23 protein-coding genes are annotated in these 21,075 nt (G+C 30.8%); 3 read left to right on the forward strand and 20 right to left on the reverse strand.

The genetic code is table 11. From position 1 onward, the window contains the following. Positions 1 to 95 precede the first annotated feature (95 nt). The 17 genes from CD034_RS05475 to CD034_RS05555 all read right to left on the reverse strand — a co-directional run bounded on the left by CD034_RS05475 (position 96) and on the right by CD034_RS05555 (position 15,832). The gene (locus CD034_RS05475) at positions 96 to 1,073 is read right to left on the reverse strand and encodes an aromatic acid exporter family protein (protein WP_002449707.1); all 978 of its coding nucleotides are present in this window, start codon (positions 1,071 to 1,073) and stop codon (positions 96 to 98) included. 12 nt (positions 1,074 to 1,085) lie between these two features. Next, complete coding sequence (gene brxB, locus CD034_RS05480; protein WP_002449748.1) at positions 1,086 to 1,523, reverse strand: bacilliredoxin BrxB; 438 nt, start codon at positions 1,521 to 1,523, stop codon at positions 1,086 to 1,088. A 92-nt stretch (positions 1,524 to 1,615) separates the two neighbouring features. Further along, positions 1,616 to 2,893, reverse strand: a complete 1,278-nt coding sequence (locus CD034_RS05485; protein ID WP_002449770.1) for a dihydrolipoamide acetyltransferase family protein — start codon at positions 2,891 to 2,893, stop codon at positions 1,616 to 1,618. A 12-nt stretch (positions 2,894 to 2,905) separates the two neighbouring features. Then, complete coding sequence (locus tag CD034_RS05490; protein WP_002449713.1) at positions 2,906 to 3,889, reverse strand: alpha-ketoacid dehydrogenase subunit beta; 984 nt, start codon at positions 3,887 to 3,889, stop codon at positions 2,906 to 2,908. Beyond that, a complete protein-coding gene (locus tag CD034_RS05495; protein ID WP_002488545.1) occupies positions 3,882 to 4,883 on the reverse strand; it encodes a thiamine pyrophosphate-dependent dehydrogenase E1 component subunit alpha in 1,002 nt (333 codons plus the stop codon). The genes CD034_RS05490 and CD034_RS05495 overlap by 8 nt, the downstream gene beginning before the upstream one ends. A gap of 14 nt (positions 4,884 to 4,897) precedes the next feature. Next, complete coding sequence (gene lpdA, locus CD034_RS05500; protein ID WP_049431044.1) at positions 4,898 to 6,322, reverse strand: dihydrolipoyl dehydrogenase; 1,425 nt, start codon at positions 6,320 to 6,322, stop codon at positions 4,898 to 4,900. A gap of 142 nt (positions 6,323 to 6,464) precedes the next feature. After that, positions 6,465 to 8,138: a DNA repair protein RecN gene (gene recN, locus CD034_RS05505; RefSeq protein ID WP_049431042.1), complete on the reverse strand. Its 1,674-nt coding sequence runs from the start codon at positions 8,136 to 8,138 to the stop codon at positions 6,465 to 6,467. Between the two features lie 15 nt (positions 8,139 to 8,153). Continuing rightward, positions 8,154 to 8,606, reverse strand: coding sequence for a transcriptional regulator AhrC/ArgR (gene ahrC, locus CD034_RS05510; protein WP_002449839.1), 453 nt, complete (start codon positions 8,604 to 8,606; stop codon positions 8,154 to 8,156). 261 nt (positions 8,607 to 8,867) lie between these two features. Next, complete coding sequence (locus CD034_RS05515; protein ID WP_002455304.1) at positions 8,868 to 9,749, reverse strand: polyprenyl synthetase family protein; 882 nt, start codon at positions 9,747 to 9,749, stop codon at positions 8,868 to 8,870. Beyond that, positions 9,727 to 9,957 carry an exodeoxyribonuclease VII small subunit gene (locus tag CD034_RS05520; RefSeq protein WP_002449791.1) on the reverse strand — a complete coding sequence of 77 codons (231 nt, stop codon included), beginning with the start codon at positions 9,955 to 9,957 and terminating at the stop codon, positions 9,727 to 9,729. Before CD034_RS05520 ends, CD034_RS05515 begins: the two co-directional genes overlap by 23 nt. Further along, positions 9,950 to 11,287, reverse strand: coding sequence for an exodeoxyribonuclease VII large subunit (xseA, locus tag CD034_RS05525; RefSeq protein ID WP_002449838.1), 1,338 nt, complete (start codon positions 11,285 to 11,287; stop codon positions 9,950 to 9,952). The genes CD034_RS05520 and xseA overlap by 8 nt, the downstream gene beginning before the upstream one ends. A 20-nt stretch (positions 11,288 to 11,307) precedes the next feature. Then, positions 11,308 to 11,694: a transcription antitermination factor NusB gene (gene nusB, locus CD034_RS05530; protein WP_002449711.1), complete on the reverse strand. Its 387-nt coding sequence runs from the start codon at positions 11,692 to 11,694 to the stop codon at positions 11,308 to 11,310. Between the two features lie 32 nt (positions 11,695 to 11,726). Then, entirely contained in the window at positions 11,727 to 12,086 is a 360-nt protein-coding gene (locus CD034_RS05535; RefSeq protein ID WP_002449889.1) for an Asp23/Gls24 family envelope stress response protein, read from the reverse strand. Between the two features lie 12 nt (positions 12,087 to 12,098). After that, a complete protein-coding gene (accC, locus tag CD034_RS05540) occupies positions 12,099 to 13,454 on the reverse strand; it encodes an acetyl-CoA carboxylase biotin carboxylase subunit (protein ID WP_002449758.1) in 1,356 nt (451 codons plus the stop codon). After that, positions 13,454 to 13,930 (reverse strand): acetyl-CoA carboxylase biotin carboxyl carrier protein, encoded by a 477-nt coding sequence (accB, locus tag CD034_RS05545; RefSeq protein ID WP_002449862.1) that lies wholly within the window; start codon positions 13,928 to 13,930, stop codon positions 13,454 to 13,456. Before accB ends, accC begins: the two co-directional genes overlap by 1 nt. Positions 13,931 to 14,188: 258 nt before the next feature. After that, positions 14,189 to 14,746 (reverse strand): elongation factor P, encoded by a 558-nt coding sequence (gene efp / locus CD034_RS05550; protein ID WP_002449752.1) that lies wholly within the window; start codon positions 14,744 to 14,746, stop codon positions 14,189 to 14,191. 27 nt (positions 14,747 to 14,773) lie between these two features. Beyond that, complete coding sequence (locus tag CD034_RS05555; protein WP_103288188.1) at positions 14,774 to 15,832, reverse strand: M24 family metallopeptidase; 1,059 nt, start codon at positions 15,830 to 15,832, stop codon at positions 14,774 to 14,776. Between the two features lie 100 nt (positions 15,833 to 15,932). On the opposite strand from CD034_RS05555, the gene CD034_RS05560 reads away from it, so the two are divergent. Both CD034_RS05560 and CD034_RS11395 read left to right on the forward strand, forming a co-directional pair. Then, on the forward strand, positions 15,933 to 16,514 hold the full coding sequence (locus CD034_RS05560) for a putative periplasmic lipoprotein (RefSeq protein ID WP_103288189.1): 582 nt from the start codon (positions 15,933 to 15,935) through the stop codon (positions 16,512 to 16,514). A 16-nt stretch (positions 16,515 to 16,530) separates the two neighbouring features. Next, positions 16,531 to 16,746: an SA1362 family protein gene (locus CD034_RS11395; RefSeq protein WP_037554422.1), complete on the forward strand. Its 216-nt coding sequence runs from the start codon at positions 16,531 to 16,533 to the stop codon at positions 16,744 to 16,746. Positions 16,747 to 16,797: 51 nt separating this feature from the next. Here the strand turns inward: CD034_RS11395 and lipM are convergent, their stop codons facing one another. Further along, a complete protein-coding gene (gene lipM / locus CD034_RS05570; RefSeq protein WP_049431036.1) occupies positions 16,798 to 17,628 on the reverse strand; it encodes an octanoyltransferase LipM in 831 nt (276 codons plus the stop codon). A 150-nt stretch (positions 17,629 to 17,778) separates the two neighbouring features. On the opposite strand from lipM, the gene CD034_RS05575 reads away from it, so the two are divergent. Next, positions 17,779 to 18,165: a rhodanese-like domain-containing protein gene (locus tag CD034_RS05575; protein ID WP_002449897.1), complete on the forward strand. Its 387-nt coding sequence runs from the start codon at positions 17,779 to 17,781 to the stop codon at positions 18,163 to 18,165. 83 nt (positions 18,166 to 18,248) lie between these two features. Here CD034_RS05575 and gcvPB read toward each other — a convergent pair whose 3' ends face one another. Further along, positions 18,249 to 19,727: an aminomethyl-transferring glycine dehydrogenase subunit GcvPB gene (gene gcvPB, locus CD034_RS05580; RefSeq protein WP_002455299.1), complete on the reverse strand. Its 1,479-nt coding sequence runs from the start codon at positions 19,725 to 19,727 to the stop codon at positions 18,249 to 18,251. After that, positions 19,714 to 21,066: an aminomethyl-transferring glycine dehydrogenase subunit GcvPA gene (gene gcvPA, locus CD034_RS05585; RefSeq protein ID WP_002455298.1), complete on the reverse strand. Its 1,353-nt coding sequence runs from the start codon at positions 21,064 to 21,066 to the stop codon at positions 19,714 to 19,716. Before gcvPA ends, gcvPB begins: the two co-directional genes overlap by 14 nt. Positions 21,067 to 21,075 lie beyond the last annotated feature (9 nt).

Genomic DNA, 21,075 nt, shown 5'->3' on the forward strand with positions numbered 1-21,075 from the left:
TATTATTTCTTAAATTTATGCAAATAAAAAAGACAAACTTTTTGTATTTAAAGGAAGTTTGTCTTTTTACTTTGATTAGAAATTATTTTTAGATGTTATATTTCACTATGTAATTTTAAAGAGCCGAAGTGAGATTTAATATTTAAATATTCTTCTAATTCATTTAAAATTTGCATCATACTTGCTCTTGATTTTAAAGATTGATGTGATTCTGGCAATGGCAATTCGTCTAATTTTAAACGTATCTCATATAATGAATGTAGTCTTAACACAGTGTAATCATTACTATTAACATTATCTCCAATTTCAGCCATTAAATGGGCAACAGTCTCTATCAAAGGATCATTAGATGAAGTATTATGAATTAATGTTTGTATTCTGCGTAGTATTTCTAGTTGTTCTTCTCTCATATCGAAATAGTGATAATATGAGTTTTCATTTCGCACAAAGTGATTTTTAACGTCTCTAAAAGCAATAGATTTAGCCTTACGAATATTGTTTTCTAATGTATCAAAAGAAATTGACAATTGTTTATTAATATTTAAACACGCTTCACTATATTGTTTAAATATCGTTTTAATTTCATTTTCAATTTTTTTCTTAAAATTACCTAATGTATTATCTAGACTAGGCATAATTAAATTCATTAAAAATGCTATTCCTAAACCAATTATAAGAAGTAAAATTTCATTAATAATTAAATGAAGACCAATCACTTTGGCATTAAATACGTGAAGTAAAATGACACAACTTGTCACTACACCTTCTTGAACATTCAACATCACTGTAAGTGGAATAAATAATAAAACAATTAATCCTAAAACGACTGCATTTTGACCAAGTAAATTAAAAATAAATGAACCAAAAAATAACATTAATAAACACGAAACGAATCGAGAACCAATTGCTTGTAGTGAGTGAACTTTAGTATGTTTAATACATAGAACAATGAGGATAGCACTTGAAGCATAGTTATCAAGTCCTATCCATTTAGCTAAAATAACGCCTAAAGTAATTCCTACAGCTGTTTTAAGTGTTCTAAATCCAATTCTATAAGGATTTAAAGTTAGCATGTATTGTTTCTCTTATCTTTCTTCACAATACTTATCAAATAACTTTTGAAGTTGATTGATAACATCCATTACGTCATGACCTTCTATTTGATGGCGTTCTATCATTTCAGTAATCTTACCATCTTTCATAAGTGCAAATGAAGGACTTGAAGGTGCGTATCCTTCAAAATATTCTCTTGCTTGCTGAGTTGCTTCTTTATCTTGACCAGCAAATACAGTAACTAATCTATTAGGTAACTTATCATAGTGAAGTGCGTGACTTGCGGCTGGACGCGCTATACCTCCTGCACATCCACAAACTGAATTTATCATTACTAGTGTAGTACCATCTTGTTTAAATACTTTATCAACTTCATCTGAAGTAGTTAATTGTTCATAACCAGCAGATTCAATTTCATTTCTAGCTTGTTCTACAACACCATTCATATATAAATCAAAATTTAAATCCATTTAGAATCACCTTTCAGTCAATTGTTATGTATTGTCATTTTACTAATTTCCAACATATAGTTCAAATAGGTTGGTTGTAATATAACAAACTTTTAATAAATATTTGTTGTTTCAATTGAATAGCTTTCAATTCGATTTTTTACTTGCGACATAAATCGTCCAGTTTGAACACCATCTAAAATACGATGATCAATTGAAATACATAAATTAACCATATTTCTTATAGCTATCATATCGTCGATGACAACAGGTTTTTTAACAATTGATTCTACTTGTAAGATTGCTGCTTGAGGATGATTAATAATACCCATTGAAGATACAGAACCAAATGTCCCAGTATTATTAACTGTAAAAGTACCACCAGTCATGTCTTCTTGAGTCAGTTGTTGATTTCGAGCTTTTTGTGCTAGTTGATTGATTTCTCTAGCAATACCTTTAATTGATTTTTCATCTGCATTTTTAATTACAGGAACATATAATTTGTCTTCATCAGCTACAGCTATCGAAATATTGATGTCTTTATGAATTATAATTTCATTACCATCCCAACTGCTGTTAAGTAATGGATTAGATTTCAAAGCTTCTGCTACAGCTTTTACAAAGAAAGCAAAGAATGTTAAATTATATCCTTCTTGTTTTTTAAACACAGTCTTATAATGATTTCTAGTTTTCACAAGGTTTGTAGCATCGACTTCTATCATCATCCAGCCATGTGGAATTTCAGTGGCACTGGTAACCATATTTTGGGCAATTGCTTTTCGCACGCCTTTAACTGGTACTGTATAATCGTCTAATGGTTCATTTGATGAAGCGTTATTATTTCTTGAACTCGTTTCGGAATGATTGGTTATCTGAGTGGTAGGTGTTTCGTTTAAGTCTTGCTGGTTATTTTCTTGAATATAAGTTTCAATATCTTTTTTAGTTACTCTACCCTCAAATCCTGTGCCAGGTACTTGTGATAAATCAATATCGTTTTCTGAAGCTATCTTAAATACGACTGGAGAAAATCTTCCATTATTGATCGAATTCGTAGATGATTGATTTGTGTTAGAAGGCTTAGACTGACTCTTTACAGAATTACTTTGTGTTTGACTAGGTGTTTCATTAGTATCGTCTTGATTAGAATTTAAAGATGTATCATCGGGTTGAATTTTACAAATGATTTGATTGATTTCAATCGTTTCACCTTCAGTAGCAATTAACTCTGTAATTGTACCAGAAATAGTTGAAGGAACTTCTGCTGTTACTTTATCTGTAACTACTTCACATAGTGGTTCATATTCATCTACATGATCCCCTTCAGAAACTAACCATTGTTCGATTGTACCTTCATGGACACTTTCTCCTAATTTTGGCATTTTAACATCCATTATGTTACCTCCCTAAAATTGTGCTAACTCACGCATTTTTTTTAATATCTTATCAGGATTCATCATTACTTCATTTTCTAAGTTAGGAGAAAATGGCATTGATGGAACATCAGGACCAGCTAACCGCATAATTGGTGCATCTAATTCGAATAAACAATGTTCAGCTATGATTGCTGAAACTTCAGACATGACACTACCTTCAAGGTTATCTTCAGTTACAAGCAAAATCTTACCATTTCGTTTAGCGCGTTCAATAATCGTTGTTTTATCTAATGGATAAACTGTTCTTAAGTCAACTACTTCAACATTAATGCCATCTGCCTCTAAAATATCGGCTGCTTGAATACAATAGTTAACACATAAACCATAAGTGAAAACTGTAATATCATCACCTTCACGTTTAACATCAGCTTTACCCAAAGGAATAGTATAGTAAGAATCGGGTACTTCTTCTTTTAAAAATCGGTATGCTTTTTTATGTTCAAAAAATAATACTGGATCATTTGATTCAATTGAAGATAATAATAAACCTTTCGCATCATATGGAGTTGAAGGAATTACAATTGTTAATCCAGGTGTAGATGCAAAGATACTCTCAATACTTTGAGAATGATATAAACCACCATGTACGCCACCACCGAATGGTGCACGAACAGTTAAAGGACATTGCCAATCGTTATTAGAACGATATCGCATTTTAGCGGCTTCACTAATAATTTGATTAACTGCTGGTAAAATAAAATCTGCGAATTGAATTTCAGCTATAGGACGTTTGCCAAGCATTGCTGCACCAATTGCAGTACCGATAATATTTGATTCTGCTAAAGGCGTATCAATTACGCGCAGTTCTCCATATTTTTCTTGTAAACCACGTGTCGCACCGAATACACCACCTTTTCGTCCTACATCTTCTCCTAATATAAAAATATTATTATCTTTTTCCATAGCCAAGTCTTGTGCATTTTGAATGGCTTCTATATAACTCATTTTAGTCATTGAAAATATCTCCTTCTGGATCATACACATATTGATATGTTTCTTCTACATCTGGATATTGAGCATTTTCAGCATCTTTTGTAGCTTTATCTATAATAGATTTATGTGCGTTATCTAATTCGTTTAACCAATCTTCATCAATAATGCCTAAATCGAGTAATTCATTTTTGAATTTAAGATTACAGTCAGATGTCTTAAAAGCATCTCTTTCTTCTTTAGAACGATATGTATCATCATCATCAGAAGAATGAGGAGTCATTCGAGTGGTAATAGCTTCAATCAATGTTGTCCCTTCGCCATTAAGTGCCCTTTCTCTTGCTTCTTTCATTGCTTTGTACATCGCAATTGGATCATTTCCATCTACGGTTTCTCCATGAATACCATAACCTATTGCTCTATCAGATAGATGCGTTGCTGCATATTGTAATGAATCTGGTACTGAAATTGCGTATTTATTATTGATAATTACACATACAAACGGTAAGTTATGGACTCCAGCAAAATTCAATCCCTCATGAAAATCTCCTTGATTAGAACTACCTTCTCCTACAGTAGCAGTTGCTATATTAGATTGTTGATTCATTTTTAATGCTAATGCTGCTCCTACTGAGTGAGGGATTTGTGTTGCTACCGGAGAACTTTGAGATAAAATACCTTTTTCTCTATGACTAAAATGAGAAGGCATTTGTTTTCCTCCAGAATTAATGTCATCCTTTTTACCGAAAGAAGCTAACATTGTATCATAAGGTGAAATCCCCATATATGTAACGAAAGCTAAATCTCTATAATACGGAGATGAAATATCTCCTTCTTTCATTGCATACGCCATACCAATTTGAGTGGCTTCTTGTCCTTGACCACTTACTACAAATGGTATTTTTCCAGCACGGTTAAGTAACCATAAGCGTTCATCTAGTTTTCGTCCTAAGTCCATCCATTTATATATTTCTCTCAAATCTTCATCTGTAAGTCCCACAGATTTGTAGTCAATCATTTTTATTTCCTCCTTTAAACGTGTATTGCTCTATTTTCAGCCTTTAGTCCAAGTTCCATCAATATTTCAGACAATGACGGATGTGCATGAGTCGTTAATCCTAATTCTAATGTTGATCCATTCATAAATTGTAATAAAGCAACTTCATTTATTAACTCCGTGACATGTGGGCCTACCATACTTAGACCAATAATATCTCCATTGTCCTTATTTAATATAATTTCACAAAAACCACGTTTATTTTTAGTTTCTTCAATAACTGCTTTTCCAATAGCATTAAAAGGAACTTTATAACTTGTTGCCTTAATATTTTGAGATTTAGCAGTTTCTATATTTAAACCGATAGATGCGACTTCTGGATAAGTATAAACACATTTGGGCATTAAATGATAATTCACTGGAAGCGGATGATCATTAAACATATGTTCAACTGCAGTGATTCCTTCTTTAGAAGCTACGTGAGCTAATTGTAATGTTCCGATACAATCACCTGCTGCATAAAGATGCTTATCACTCGTTTGTTGAAATTCATTTACTTTGATATAACCATGAGTATCTAATTGAATTTTAGTATTTTGAATACCAATATCACTTGTATTAGGTACGCGACCTACTGCAACTAATATTTTATCAACTGTAATAGTAGTTTTTTCATTTATATGTATTTGGATGACATCATTTTTATGTATGATATTCTCTTCACTTAGTTGGCAATCTTCAAAAAATTCTACACCTCGTTCAATTAAACTATCTTTTAAAAATGTAGAAATGGATTTACTGTCAGAAGGTAATATACGTTTACCTGCTTCAATCACTTTAACATTTACATTTAAATCAGTTAGTAAGGAAGCAAATTCAAGGCCAATCACGCCGCCCCCAACAATAGCAATACTGTCTGGAAGTGTATCAATTTGTAATATATCATCGCTCGATAAAATATTTCGATGATTAATTTTTAAAAATGGTAATGTTTGAGGTCGTGACCCTGTAGCGATAAGTACAAATTGATTTGGAAGTAACTCTGAGCTGCCATCTTCGTATTCAACAGAGATTGTTCCGCTTTGTGGAGAAAATATAGAAGTTCCCATAATACGTCCAATACCATTATAAATATCAATATGATTTTTTTGCATTAAACTTTGAACGCCATTATGCATTTGATTAACAATATCCGTTTTTCGATTCATCATTTTTTCAAAATTAATATGTAAACCCTTTGTGTCTATACCAAATTCTGAAGATTGTCTAACAGTACGAGTCACTTCAGCAGATTTAAGTAGCGCTTTAGTAGGGATACACCCTTTATGTAAACATGTGCCACCTAATAAAGATTTCTCTACAATTGCTACCTTTTTTCCTAATTGAGAAGCACGAATCGCTGCTACGTATCCTGCTGTCCCACCACCTAAAACAACTAAGTCATATTGTTTTTCAGACATTTTGCTACTCCTTATTAATCAGATTTAAAGGTTAGAATTGAAAAGTGTGAATAAACAATTTGAATATAAAAAATAACATTATACTCAATATGTTCTATTTCTTTTCGACATCCAACCTTAATTTAAATTATTTAATTATAAACTATTTATGATTTTGAGCAATCATTTCTCTAGCATTTTCTCTTGTTAATTCAGTTACAATTGCTCCAGAAATCATACGGGCAATTTCGTCAATTTTATCTTCTTTTTTTAACTCTTTCACTTGAGTTGTTGTACGATCATTCTTAGACATTTTACTAATTAATAAGTGATGATCACTCATAGAAGCTACTTGCGGTAAGTGAGATATACAAATAACTTGAATATATTTTGCAATATCTCTCATTTTTTCAGCCATTTTTTGAGCTGCTTGACCAGAAACACCCGAGTCAACTTCATCAAACAAAATAGCAGTTTGACCTCTTGATTCAACGAATATACTTTTTAACGCTAGCATAATACGAGAAAGTTCTCCTCCAGAAGCTATTTTATTTAAACTTTTAAGTGGTTCGCCCTTGTTAGGACTAATGAGAAACTCTACAAATTCAATTCCTTCTATTGTAGGAGTTTCTAATGGCTGAAATGAAATTTCGAGGTTAGCCTCTTTCATTTGTAAATTTTGAATTTCAGCCACGATATGCTCCCGTAACGTTCGAGCTACAATTCGTCTTTCCTTCGATAATGACTGTCCATATTTTATTACTTTTTCATAAAGTAGGTCAATTTCTTCTTTTAATTGAGAAGTACTTTCTTCATAATTTTCAATCTTAGCAATTTCATTTTCTAATTTAGATTGATAAGTAATAAGTTCATCAATGTTTTTACCGTATTTACGTTTGAGATTATTCAGTAAGTTCATTCTAGATTCTAATTCATTAAGTAATTGTTCATCGAATTCAGTATTTGACATTTCATCGTATAGTTCATGTTTAGCATCCTCTAAGGTATAGTAGAACTGATCAATATCTTCTTTAAGTTTTTTAAATCTACCTGGAATAATGTCATCAATAGTTTGTAAATGATTACTTAATTCATATAAACGGTCAGTGATAGCATGTTCATCTGTAAGTGTGACATGTGCATTGTTTAATGCTAAACTTAATTTTTCAGAATTCTGGATTCGTTTTATATCAGATTCTAATTGAGTAATTTCACCTTCTTTTAGAGAGGCTTCTTGCAATTCCTCAAATTGAAACTTCATTAAATCAAGACGTTGCAATAATGCTTGATCAGCAGACTGTAACTCTTCAAGTTCTTTTTTCTTTTCTTTATATTCATTAAATGTAGTTTCATATTGTTCTTTAACACTGCTATATTGATTTTCAGCATAATCATCTAATAATTTTAAATGATATTTTTGTTTTAATAACGTTTGCGTTTCATGTTGGCCATGTATGTCTAAAAGTTCTTGCATCACTTTTCTTAAATCTTGAAGCGTAACAATTTGATTATTAATACGACAAATACTTTTTCCCGAACTAAAAATTTCTCTTTTTACTAATAGAAAGTCTTCATCAATATCAATATCTAACTCATTTAAAACTGAAATGGCCTCTTTACTATTATCAATATCAAAAATCCCTTCGATAATTGCTTTTTTCTCTCCATGTCTTACAAAATCAGAAGAGGCACGCATACCAATAAGTTGGCCTATTGCATCTATAATAATTGATTTACCAGCTCCAGTTTCACCGCTAAGCACAGTTAAACCATCAGAAAAATGAATTTCGAGTTCATCTATAATTGCAAATTGCTTTATTGATAAGGTTTGTAACATAGATTAATCGCATCCTTATAATAAATTGAAAATTCTTGTTTTAATTGTATGACTTGCTTCTTCATCTCTGCATATTAATAGACAGGTATCATCACCACAAATAGTTCCCAATACTTCATCCCAATCAATTTGATCTAAGATTGCTCCGATAGATTGAGCATTACCAGGAAGCGTTTTTAGTACGAGTAAGTTTCCTGTTCCTTCAATATTTACAAATGAATCCATTAAGTATCTACCTAATTTTTCTAAAGGATGGTACTTTCTATCGTTGGGAAGGCTGTATACATACTGTCCTGATGAAGCAGGTACTTTAATTAATTGTAATTCTTTAATGTCACGAGAGACAGTCGCTTGAGTAACATTTAGGTCGTATTCATTTAGACGTTTTACAAGTTCATCTTGTGTTTCAATTTGTTCACTTGAAATAATTTCTCTTATTTTTATATGTCTTACAGATTTTTTTGCCATTATGAACACTCCTAGTTTCGAATATTTATACAATGATTTTAACACAACGCTATTTTAACTACTACTAAAGTTATCCTTTAGAAAGGTTGATTTGAAGAATGATATTATTATTTATGATACGTATTATCATATTTTCTATTTAAATTAAATTTAAATTTATATACATTTATGCATTTTAAATCATTAAAAGTAGATTACTAAAACAAAAAACTCTTTAAAGATTATTGTCTTAGTAATCTTTAAAGAGAAAAACTCTAACTATTAATGGTCACGTGAATAAAATAAATCTACAATTTCTAGAAGCGGTTCAACATCATATTGTGGTTTCAATTGATTAATTGTATCTATTGCAGCATCTTTATGATATTTTAGTTTTTCTTCAGCGCCTGATTTACCAAGTAAAGAAACATAAGTACTTTTATGGTTTTCTACATCGCTTCCTACTTTTTTACCCAATTTTTTCTCATCACCATAAACATCTAATAAATCATCTTTTATTTGAAACATTAGGCCTAAGTGTTCACTGAAACAATCTAATGTATTTAAAATTTCTTTGTTTACATTGGCAATATCCGCAGCACTTAAAATAGAAAATTTTAAAAGAGCCCCAGTTTTTGCCTTATGAATTTGCTCTAGAGTATGTAATTCTATTGGAGTATTCTCACTATCCATATCTAAGGTTTGGCCACCGACCATGCCGAGATTGCCACTATCATGTGCTAGTCTTGAAATAACTTTTACTTTTGTTTCAGCATCTAAGTTTTTATCATTTGCAATTAGTTCAAATGATTTTGTTAGTAAGGCGTCTCCCGCTAAAATCGCTTTCCATTCTCCATACACTTTATGATTTGTTAATTTTCCTCTTCTAAAATCATCATTGTCCATTGCAGGTAAATCATCATGTATAAGTGAGTAAGTATGAATCATTTCTAATGCCAGTGCGGTTTGTAAACCTTTTTTATAATTTTCATTTAACACTTCTAAAGTGAGTAATACAAGCACTGGACGAATTCTTTTACCACCAGCATCAAGTGAATATTGCATACTCTCCTCTAGTTTAGTATTTAAAGGAGACGATTTTATAATACCGTCAAGATTATTATTTATAATTTCAATCAATTCATTCATTGATTTCTTCAACATCATCTTCATCCTTTGCTTCTTCTTTGATTAATTGATTTACTTTATTTTCAGCATCTTTCAAAGTTTTGTCACAAGCAGATGATAATTTCATACCACGTTGATATAAATCAAGAGATTCTTCTAATGAAACAGTTTCATTATCTAACTTTTGAACTATACTTTCTAATTCTTTCATCATTTCTTCAAAACTTTGTTGTTCTTTACTCATCTTCACACCTTACTTTCTTAACTATAGCGTCTATATTACCGTCTTTCATTGATAATGTGATTTCATCTTGTTCATTTAAATCGTGTGTGCTTGTAATGACTTTATTGTCCTTATTAATAATTGAATATCCTCTTAACATTGTATTAGTTGGACTAAGTTGATTTAATTGCTCAATTTTATTCTTTAAATTAGCTTTATTATGATTAATTAAGTTATATGTTAAATTTATTAATCTATTTTCATTATTACGGATCATTTTTTGATATTGTACAATTGAATCATTTAATCTTCTTATATTAAAATGTTGACGCAATACAGTGATATTGTTTCTTTTTTTTTCAATATTTAACGTTAAACGTTGTGTTAGTTTTTTTTCTAAATCATCTCTTCGTTGAATCTGTTGTTCATATAACAACGTAGGTTGCTTAAATTTATAATAAGATGATAAATAATCTAATTGTTTATGTTGTTTTTCTATTAGTTGTTTAATACTTTTAGTAAGAGAAAATCGATACTGATGTATTTGCTGAATGAGTTCGTACTGATCTGGTGTAGCGATAACAGCAGCTTGAGTAGGAGTTGCTGCTCTCATATCTGCTACAAAATCACTTAAAGTAAAATCAGTTTCATGTCCTACAGCTGAGATAATTGGTGTATGACACTCATATATAGCTCGAACAACTTCTTCTTCATTGAAATTCCATAAATCTTCAATAGAGCCGCCTCCACGGCCTAGAATGATGGTATCTACTCCTAAAGTATCTGCATACTTAATTTTTTCAATAATATCATTTTTAGCATTAATACCTTGTACTAATGTACTAATTGATATTTTTTCTACTAGAGGGTATCTACTATCTATAGTAGTGTGAATATCTCTGATTGCTGCTCCAGTATCAGCTGTAAGAATAGCAATCTTTTTAGGGAATCTAGGGATTGCTTTTTTATGATTTTGATTAAAAATCCCCTGTTTATTTAGTTTTTCTTTTAATTGCTCTAACTTTTGGTATAAATTTCCTATACCGTCAATTTCCATTTTATTAACATAAATTTGATAATTTCCTCTACGTTCATAAACCGAAACTCGAGCTTCTAATAAAACTTCGTCTCCTTCTTTAGGATCAAATGTTAGTTTAGAAGCATTTCCCTTAAACATCATAGCACTTATCACACTATTTTTATCTTTCACATTAAAATAAAGATGACCACTAGAATGTTTTTTAAAGTTTGAGAGTTCACCTTTTAATAGGATAGATTGCAAGTGTGGATCTTGATCAAATTTATATTTAATATATTTAGTTAAAGTAGAGACACTTAAATATTCTGACATGATTCATCACTCAAATATGTTTATTTTATATTACTTAAGACACCGTTTATAAATTTATAATGACCTTCATCACTAAATTGTTTTGTTAGCTCTACTGCTTCATTAATGATGACTTTAGGAGGCGTATCACTATGAAGCAATTCAAAGGTAGCCATTCTTAAAATAATACGATCCGTTTTTAATAATCGTTGTATAGACCAGTCTTTTAATTTTGGTTCAATTGATTGATCTAAAACTTGTTCATGATCTTTCACTCCTGTAACAAGCCAATGAATGAACTCAAAATCTAAGTCTGGATAATCGTCTTTTATAAAATTTATAGCTTCATTGATTGTTAAATCTGTATTTTTCATTTCTAGTTGAAACAATGTCTGAAATGCTTGTTTTCTTGATTCTTTGCGACTCATAAGAAACTCCTTTGTATTATGGTAACTTTAATTTATTCAATTGTGATGTGCATGATATGAATGTTAATTTCTTTGGGTTCGATAGCAGTCATTGTTTTAATGGAATTAAAAATAGAAGTTTGAATTTTACTTGCAACTTTAGCTATTTTTATTCCATGTTTAATAGAGCAATAAACATCAATATGAATACCATCATCTTTAGTATTAACTTTTAAATTTTTATTTAAATTTTTACGACTTATTTTTTCAATATTACTCTTTTTTAGTTCATAAAAATGCCCAGTCACTCCTTCAACTTCAGAAACAGCAATACTTGCTATTACTGAAATAACTTCTGGTACAATTTCTACTTTACCTAAATTAGCATGTGAATAATCTGCTACATTTACCATTGTTTTATCCTCCTATTCACTCTCAGCCATAATATTATACTTTTCTAAAAAGTTTGTATTATAATCTCCAGATTTAAAAATATCATTATTCATTAATTTAAGATGGAATGGAATGGTTGTATCTATTCCTAGAATTAAATATTCACTTAGTGCTCGAATCCCAGTCATTATTGCTTCATCTCTGGTAGGTTCATGCACAATCAATTTTGCTACCATTGAGTCATAATAAGGAGGAATCGTATAGTTTGTATAACATGCTGATTCGATTCTTACTCCGTATCCTCCTGGCGCAAGGTATTGTGTGATTTTACCTGGTGAAGGCATAAAATTTTTATAAGGATTTTCAGCATTAATTCTATATTCAATGGCATGGCCATTTATTGTAATATCATCTTGCGTATAAGGTAGCGGTTCTCCCATAGCAACTTTTAATTGCAATTTCACTAAGTCTACACCTGTTACCATTTCAGTAACTGGGTGTTCTACTTGAATTCGTGTATTCATTTCCATAAAATAGAATTTATTTTCATTTAAATCATATATGAATTCTATAGTACCAGCATTTTCATAATTCACTGCTTTAGCTGCTCGAATAGCGGCTTTACCCATCTCTTTACGTTTTTCATCTGTAAGTATTGGCGAAGGTGACTCTTCTACTAATTTTTGCATACGTCTTTGAATTGTACAGTCACGTTCGCCTAAATGAATGACATTACCGAATTGATCACCAATCACTTGAATTTCAATATGACGGAAATTTTCAATGAATTTTTCTAAGTATAATCCACCATTACCGAAAGCTGTTTGAGCTTCTTGTTGTGTCATACGGTAACCATTTTCTAAATCGTTCTCATTTCGTGCAACGCGAATTCCTTTACCTCCGCCACCAGCAGTAGCTTTAATAATAACTGGATATCCTATCTGTTTAGCCACTTTTTTAGCATCTTCAATCGAATCAATTAATCCATCACTTCCTGGTACTACAGGCACGTTAGCGGCTATCATTTCAGCTTTAGCTACATCTTTAATACCCATTTTTTGAATGGATTGATAACTTGGTCCAATAAATTTTAATTGGCAAGCTTCACAAAGTTCAGCGAAATCCCCATTTTCGGCTAAAAATCCATAACCTGGATGAATTGCTTCACATCCTGTTGAAGTTGCTATAGATAGGATGTTTGGAATATTTAAATATGAATCTTTAGACTGAGTTGGACCGACACAATATGCTTCATCAGCGATTTGAGTATGTAATGCATCTTTATCTCCCTCAGAATATATAGCAACAGTTTGAATACCTAAATCATGGCAAGCTCTAATAATTCTAACTGCAATCTCACCACGATTTGCAATTAATACTTTTTTCATTATTTCACCTTAAATAACGGCTGGCCATACTCTACCATTTGTCCGTCTTCAACTAAAATTTCAACGATTTCTCCTGTAACTTCTGCTTGAATTTCATTAAATAATTTCATGGCTTCTAAGATACATACAGTTGAATCATTAGTGACTTTATCCCCAACTTGTACATAAGCTTCCTCTTCAGGTGATGGGGATTTATAAAAAGTCCCGACCATCGGAGCATTAATTGTTTCGTAGTTTGACGTTTCATTTTCTTGGTTTACTTCACTAGTTTGAGACATTTCATTTGCCATTGGTGTTTGTACTGATGGTTGAGATGCCATCACTGTTGGTTGTTGTGAATATTGAGGCGTAATAATTTCAGTTTCTTTTTGTTTTTTTAAATTAACTACGCTACCTTTATTATCTTCTATATTAATTTCAGTTAAACTTGATTCATCAAGAATTTGAATTAATTCTTTAATTTCTTTAAAGTTCATAATTTAATGACTCCTCGACTTAGTTTTCATCTACCCATCTATTTTACTTGAGTGTGAAATTCAATTCAAGCGTGTTCATTTAACTGAGATCTAACTTATGATTAAAAAAGTATATAAGTAATTATAATATAGTAAATTTATATTAAAACTTAGATACTAAAATATTGATTATTCTTTTTAATCATTTATATAAAAACAGGTTAATCCATAATTAAATATGCATTAACCTGTTTTAATTTAAATTTTTAAAATTATTAATTATGCTCTTGAAATGTAACTGCCATCGCTTGTATTAATAACTAACACATCGCCTTCGTTAACAAATAATGGTACATTTAAAGTATAACCAGTTTCAACTGTAGCAGATTTTGTAGCACCAGTTGCAGTATCACCTTTAATACCTGGCTCTGTTTCAGTAACTTCAAGTTCAACAGTTTTTGGTAATTCAATACCAATCGTTTCGCCTTCATATGACTGAATTTGAACTTCCATATTCGCTTTTAAATATTTTAATTCATCTTTTAAATAATCGCCAGATAATTCTGTTTGATCAAATGTTTCATTATCCATGAAGACATGAGTATCTCCATCAGCATATAAATATTGCATACGACGATTTTCAATCATCGCTTGTTCTACTTTTTCACCAGCTCGGAAAGTTTTTTCTTGAATAGCGCCTGTTCTTAAATTACGTAATTTAGAACGAACAAAAGCAGAACCTTTACCTGGTTTTACGTGTTGGAAATCAATTACTTTCCAAATTCCATTATCTACTGAAATAGTTAAACCTGTTTTAAAATCATTAACCGAAATCATTCAGTTTCCTCCTCAATTATACGCTTACTATAAAATAATAAGGTCTTTTGTGCATTTAGTAAAGACTTCACACCCATTTTCAGTAATTAAAATGTCATCTTCTATACGCACTCCACCAAGACCATCTACATAAATACCTGGTTCAATAGTAACACAATTATTAACTTGAACTGTATCATTAGTGTTTTTAGATAATACTGGACCTTCATGAATATCTAAACCAATACCATGACCTAAAGAATGACCAAATTCATTACCATAACCATGTGCTTTAATATAATCTCTAGATAATGCATCAGCTTCCTTAGTTGTCATACCTGGCTTGATTTCTTCAATTGCCTTTATTTGAGACTGAAGCACGATATTATAGATTTCTTTCAATTTTTTATCAGGTTCACCAATCGCAAATGTTCTAGTAATATCTGAACAGTATCCTCTATAATATGCACCAAAATCAAGAGTAATCATGTCACCTTTTTCGATTACTTTATCGCTAGCAACTCCATGAGGCAAAGCCCCTCTATAACCAGAAGCAACGATTGTATCAAATGATGGACCATCAGCGCCTAGTTCTAACATTTTGCTTTCAAGCAATGCTTTTAACTCTCTTTCAGTCATTCCAACTTTTGCAATGTTTAAAATGTAGTTATAAGTATCATCCACGATCTTAGCCGCATATTTTATTTTATCGATTTCTTCAGGTGATTTAACTTCTCTAATTTTTTCAATGGCATTGCCTATACTTACGTAATTCGTATCAATTTGGCTTAATTCTCGAAACGTATCATAGCTAACTAAATGACCTTCAAAACCTACTGTTTTATACTGCTTGTTTTCTATAATTTCTTTTATCTCATCAATAATCCCACTACGTCGATTTACAATTTCAAAATGAGTGGCTTGGTTTGTGGCTTGTTCAATGTAACGAAAATCTGTAATCAACTTATTTTCATTATTAGAAATAATTAAAGCGCCACTTGTTCCGGTAAAATCAGAAATATAACGTCTATTATAGTCAGATAATATAACAAGAGCATCAAGATTTTCACTTTCTAATATATGACGAACTTTAACTAATTTATCCATTTAACCCACTCCTTGTATAACGTTTGTACATTTTTATTATATACATTAAAATAATAACATACTTAAAATATTAAAGATATTTTGATTTAGGGAGATTTACATGAAAAGATTATTAACGATTTTAGGAGCTTCTTTGTTTTTGGTTGGCTGTGGCTCTCAAAATTTAGGACCTTTAGAAGATAAAACAACCAATTTAAGAGATGAGAATCATAATTTAAAATTAAAAATTCAACAACTAAATCAAGATATAAATAATCAAAAATCTCAGTTAGAAGCATTAAATAAAGATAAAAAGAATGTATCTAAAACTGTTGATAATAATAATGAAGCTAATTTTTTACAAGCTTCTTCAAATTATTATCAAGATATTGCTAAGATTATCGATAAATTTAATCAACTTGATTTTAATAAAACAAAAAAAGATGATAAAAATCAAAATCTTGAAAAGCTAAATTCATTATCAAATGATATAGATGATGCCTACAGTAAATATAAAAGTGATACAGATAAAGGTAATATATCAAATGATAATACTAACGAAGACAAAAATATTAAACAAATAAACAAAAATCTTCAATCTGGTTTTAAAGATATTAAAAATGGCTATGAATCTAATAATAAAAAGAAAATAAATCAAGGTAAGATGAAGTTATCACAGATTAATGTTTCTAGTAGTTCATAAAATAGGAGTTGTTTAGTTGAAAAATATTATATTTTATTTCGTTTTAATTATAGCAGCTATAGGTTTACTGCTAAATCTAAATATTTTTGTAATGACGTTCATGAAATCAATTTTCACACTTATAATGATTGCTCTTATTATTTACTTTATCTATTATTTTTTCTTCCTTACAGAAGATCAGAGAAAATACCGAAGAGCAGTTCGAAAATATAAAAAAAGACAACGAAAATAAAAACAAGGAGGTTCAAGAGTATTAGTACTCTTAAGCCTCCTTGTTTTATTTCTATTTTTTATATAACCACTCTTCTGAACGATATTTTTCTTCAAGCACTTTTACTTCGGCTAATTGATTTTCAGTTAGAGATAGTGGTTTAAATTCAATATTTAATCCTTTTTTAAATCCTTCTTCAAATGCTTTTTCCATTTCTTCAATAGAAATGTGTCTATCTGATATATCATTTATTGCTACAGCTTTATCTACGAAAGCTTTTTTCATTTTTTCTTTCAAGCGATCATTCTTAAAAATAAACATATCAAATAATTCGTCTACATCTACATCTTGAAGTAGTGATCCGTGTTGAAGAATAACGCCCTTTTGACGTGTTTGTGCACTACCTGCAATTTTACGTCCTTCAACGACCAGTTCATACCAACTTGGAGCATCAAAGCAAACGGCACTTCTTGGTTGTTTTAATTTTTCTCTTTCTTCTTTAGAACGTGGAATAGCAAAATAAGCATCAAATCCTAATAATTTAAAGCCTTCTAAAAGTCCTTCTGAAATGACACGGTAAGCTTCAGTAATTGTAGAAGGCATATTTGGATGAGATTCAGGTACGATAACACTATATGTTAATTCTTTGTCGTGTAAAACGCCTCTACCACCAGTTTGACGGCGAACTAAACCAAATCCATTTTCTTTCACTTTATCGATATCAATTTCTTTTTTTAATCTTTGAAAATAACCTACAGATAAGGTAGCAGGATCCCAAGTATAAAATCTAACTACAGGATCAATTTCCCCTCTTGAAACAAAATTTAATAAGGCTTCATCCATCGCCATATTATAATAGGGGTCATGGCTTCCAGTATTGATAAAATTCCATGTTTCAGTCATATAAAAACTCCAATCACAACTTAATTTATATAAATTCAACGTTAATATTACGTTAGAATGTATCAATAATATGAAACAATAAAAAAATTTTGATAAATTGAGCTAACACCTTTATAATTAATAATATCGGTTAATTAGGGAGGATGCAATATGAATGTATCTTTGATTATAGCATTAATAATTATAGTTTTAATAATCCTTTACATGGTTGGAAATTTCTTTCTTAATCGACGAGCTGTAACTGAACTAGATCAAAACGAATTTCATAAAGGTTTAAGAAAAGCCCAAGTCATTGATGTACGTGAAAAAGTTGATTATGATTATGGTCATATTAATGGTGCTCGCAATATTCCAATATCTATGTTTAGACAAAGATTTCAAGGTTTACGTAAAGATCAACCTGTATATCTTTGTGATGCAAATGGTATTGCCAGTTATCGTGCTGCTCGCATTTTGAAAAAAAATGGATATAAAGATTTATACATGCTTAAAGGCGGCTATAAAAAATGGACTGGTAAAATTAAAACTAAAAAATAATTATCAGAAATAAAACTCTCAAGAAATTTCTTGAGAGTTTTATTATTTCTGAAATTAAATCATCCATTAAACTATTTACAATATTAAAGTTTTTCTTGATGTAAATCTTCAAATTTAAGAATAGGTTTACGAGCTGCAGTTGTTTCATCCAATCTATCAATGATAGTTGTATGAGGTGCTTCTAATACGTTATCAGGATTACTTTCAACTTCGTCTGCAATTTGAAGCATTGCATCAATGAAGTAGTCTAAAGTTTCTTTAGATTCAGTTTCGGTTGGTTCAATCATCATACCCTCTTCCACATTTAGCGGGAAGTAAATTGTTGGTGGATGTACACCAAAGTCTAGTAAACGTTTTGCCATATCCAGAGTACGGACACCATATTCTTTTTGTTTAGATCCACTTAAGACAAATTCATGTTTACAATATTGTTCATAAGGGATTTCATAACGATCTTTTAATCGTGCTTTAATGTAGTTCGCATTTAAGACAGCTGCTTCAGACACTTCTTTTAATCCTTGTGCACCCATAGTTCTAATATACGTATAAGCTCTTAAATAAATACCAAAGTTACCATAAAATGGTTTTACCCGACCGATTGAATTTTCAATATCATTATCATATTTAAATGTATCACCGTCTTTAATCACCATTGGTTTTGGTAAATAACTTGCTAATTCTTTTTTTACGCCGACTGGACCTGAACCAGGACCACCACCGCCATGAGGACCTGTGAAAGTTTTATGCAAGTTTAGGTGCACAGCATCAAATCCCATATCTCCAGGGCGAACTTTATCCATAATAGCATTTAAGTTTGCTCCATCATAATAGAGTAACCCGCCTGCTTCATGAACAATTTCACGAATCTCCATAATATTTTTTTCAAAGATACCTAAAGTATTTGGGTTAGTTAACATAATAGCAGCGGTATTTTCATTAACGACACGCTTTAAGTCTTCGATATCAACTTCACCGCGTTCATTAGATTTAACAGTTACTGATTTAAATCCAGCAAATGAAGCTGATGCAGGGTTTGTACCATGTGCAGAGTCTGGAACAATAACTTCATTACGATGGCCCTCACCATTTTTTATATGATATGCTTTAAAAATCATTAAAGCTGTCCACTCACCATGAGCACCTGCTGCTGGTTGTAGAGTTACTTCATCCATACCTGTAATTTCTTTTAGTTCTTCTTGTAAACTATAAATAATTTCTAATGAACCTTGAATTTGTTCTTCCTCTTGTAGTGGATGAGATTCTGCAAATCCAGAAATACGAGCAACTTTTTCGTTGATTTTTGGATTATATTTCATAGTACAAGAACCTAAAGGATAAAATCCAGAATCTACCCCAAAGTTTTTATTCGAAAGTTCCGTGTAATGACGTACTAAATCTAATTCTGCCACTTCAGGAAACTCTGCTTTATTTTTACGAATAAATTTATCATCTAAAATACGTTCAACAGAGTCAGTTTTAATATCACTTTGCGGTAAAGAATATGCATATCTACCTTCTCTAGATCTTTCAAAAATTAATGGACTAGATTTACTTACTGTCATTTAGCTCACCAGCTTTCTCAACAAATGTATCAATCTCTTCTTTAGTTCTTAATTCAGTAACAGCAATTAACATATGATTGTCAAAGTCTGATGAAACTTCACCTAAGTCAAAGCCTCCGATGAAACCATGTTCTGCTAATTTTTTATTTACATTTTTGATAGGTTGATCAAACTTAACAACAAATTCATTAAAAGATGTACCATCTAGGACTTCAAAACTGTTATTTTTAAATTGATTTTTAGCATAATTAGCATGTTCTAAGTTTTGAACCGCAATATCATAAATACCTTGTTTACCAAGAGCTGACATAGCAATTGAGGATGCTAAAGCATTCAATGCTTGGTTTGAACAAATATTTGATGTGGCTTTATCACGACGAATATGTTGTTCACGAGCTTGTAAAGTAAGAACAAATCCTCTATTACCTTCATCATCTTGCGTTTGTCCTACTAATCTGCCAGGAACTTTACGCATTAACTTTTTAGTAGTAGCAAAGTAACCACAATGAGGACCGCCAAATTGAGTAGGAATACCAAATGGTTGTGTATCACCAACAACAATATCTGCTCCAAATTGTCCTGGAGGTGTTAAAACGCCTAATGCTAATGGATTAGAATAAACAATGAATAACGCTTTTTTATTTTCAATATAAGAATGAATTTTTTCTAAATCTTCAATTGTTCCATAGAAGTTAGGGTATTGTACAGCAACTGCTGCAGTATCATCATCAATTGCTTGTTCTAATTTTTCTAAGTCAGTAATCGTTCCATTTAAATCAACTTCAACAATTTCAAATTCTTTTCTTACTTTAATATATGTTTTTAATACTTGTAGAGCCTGATAATGGAGACCTTTAGATACTACAATTTTGTTCTTTTTAGTATGATTAAAAGCTAATATACAAGCTTCGGCAAAGCTAGTTATGCCATCATACATAGATGAATTTGCGACATCCATTTGAGTAAGTTCACAAATTAATGTTTGGAATTCAAAAATTGCTTGTAGTTCACCTTGAGAAATTTCAGGTTGGTAAGGTGTATAAGCAGTATAAAATTCAGAACGAGAAATCATAGCGTCTACTACTGCAGGTGTGTAATGATCATATACTCCTGCACCTAAAAAACTCACATGTGTTTCTTTAGTAATATTTTTATTTGCAATAGTATTCAATCTTCTTAAAAGTGAAGTTTCAGCTTCTGCACTATCTATATTTAAATCTCTATTAAGTAAAATATCTTTTGGAATATCTCCAAAGAGCTCGGTAATTGAATTTGCTCCAATTGTTTCTAACATTTCTTTTTTATCTTTATCAGTTAATGGTATATAACGATGACTCACATTGCACAC

Origin of the sequence: Staphylococcus hominis subsp. hominis (assembly GCF_002901845.1) — a bacterium.
Classification (GTDB): Bacteria; Bacillota; Bacilli; order Staphylococcales; family Staphylococcaceae; genus Staphylococcus; species Staphylococcus hominis.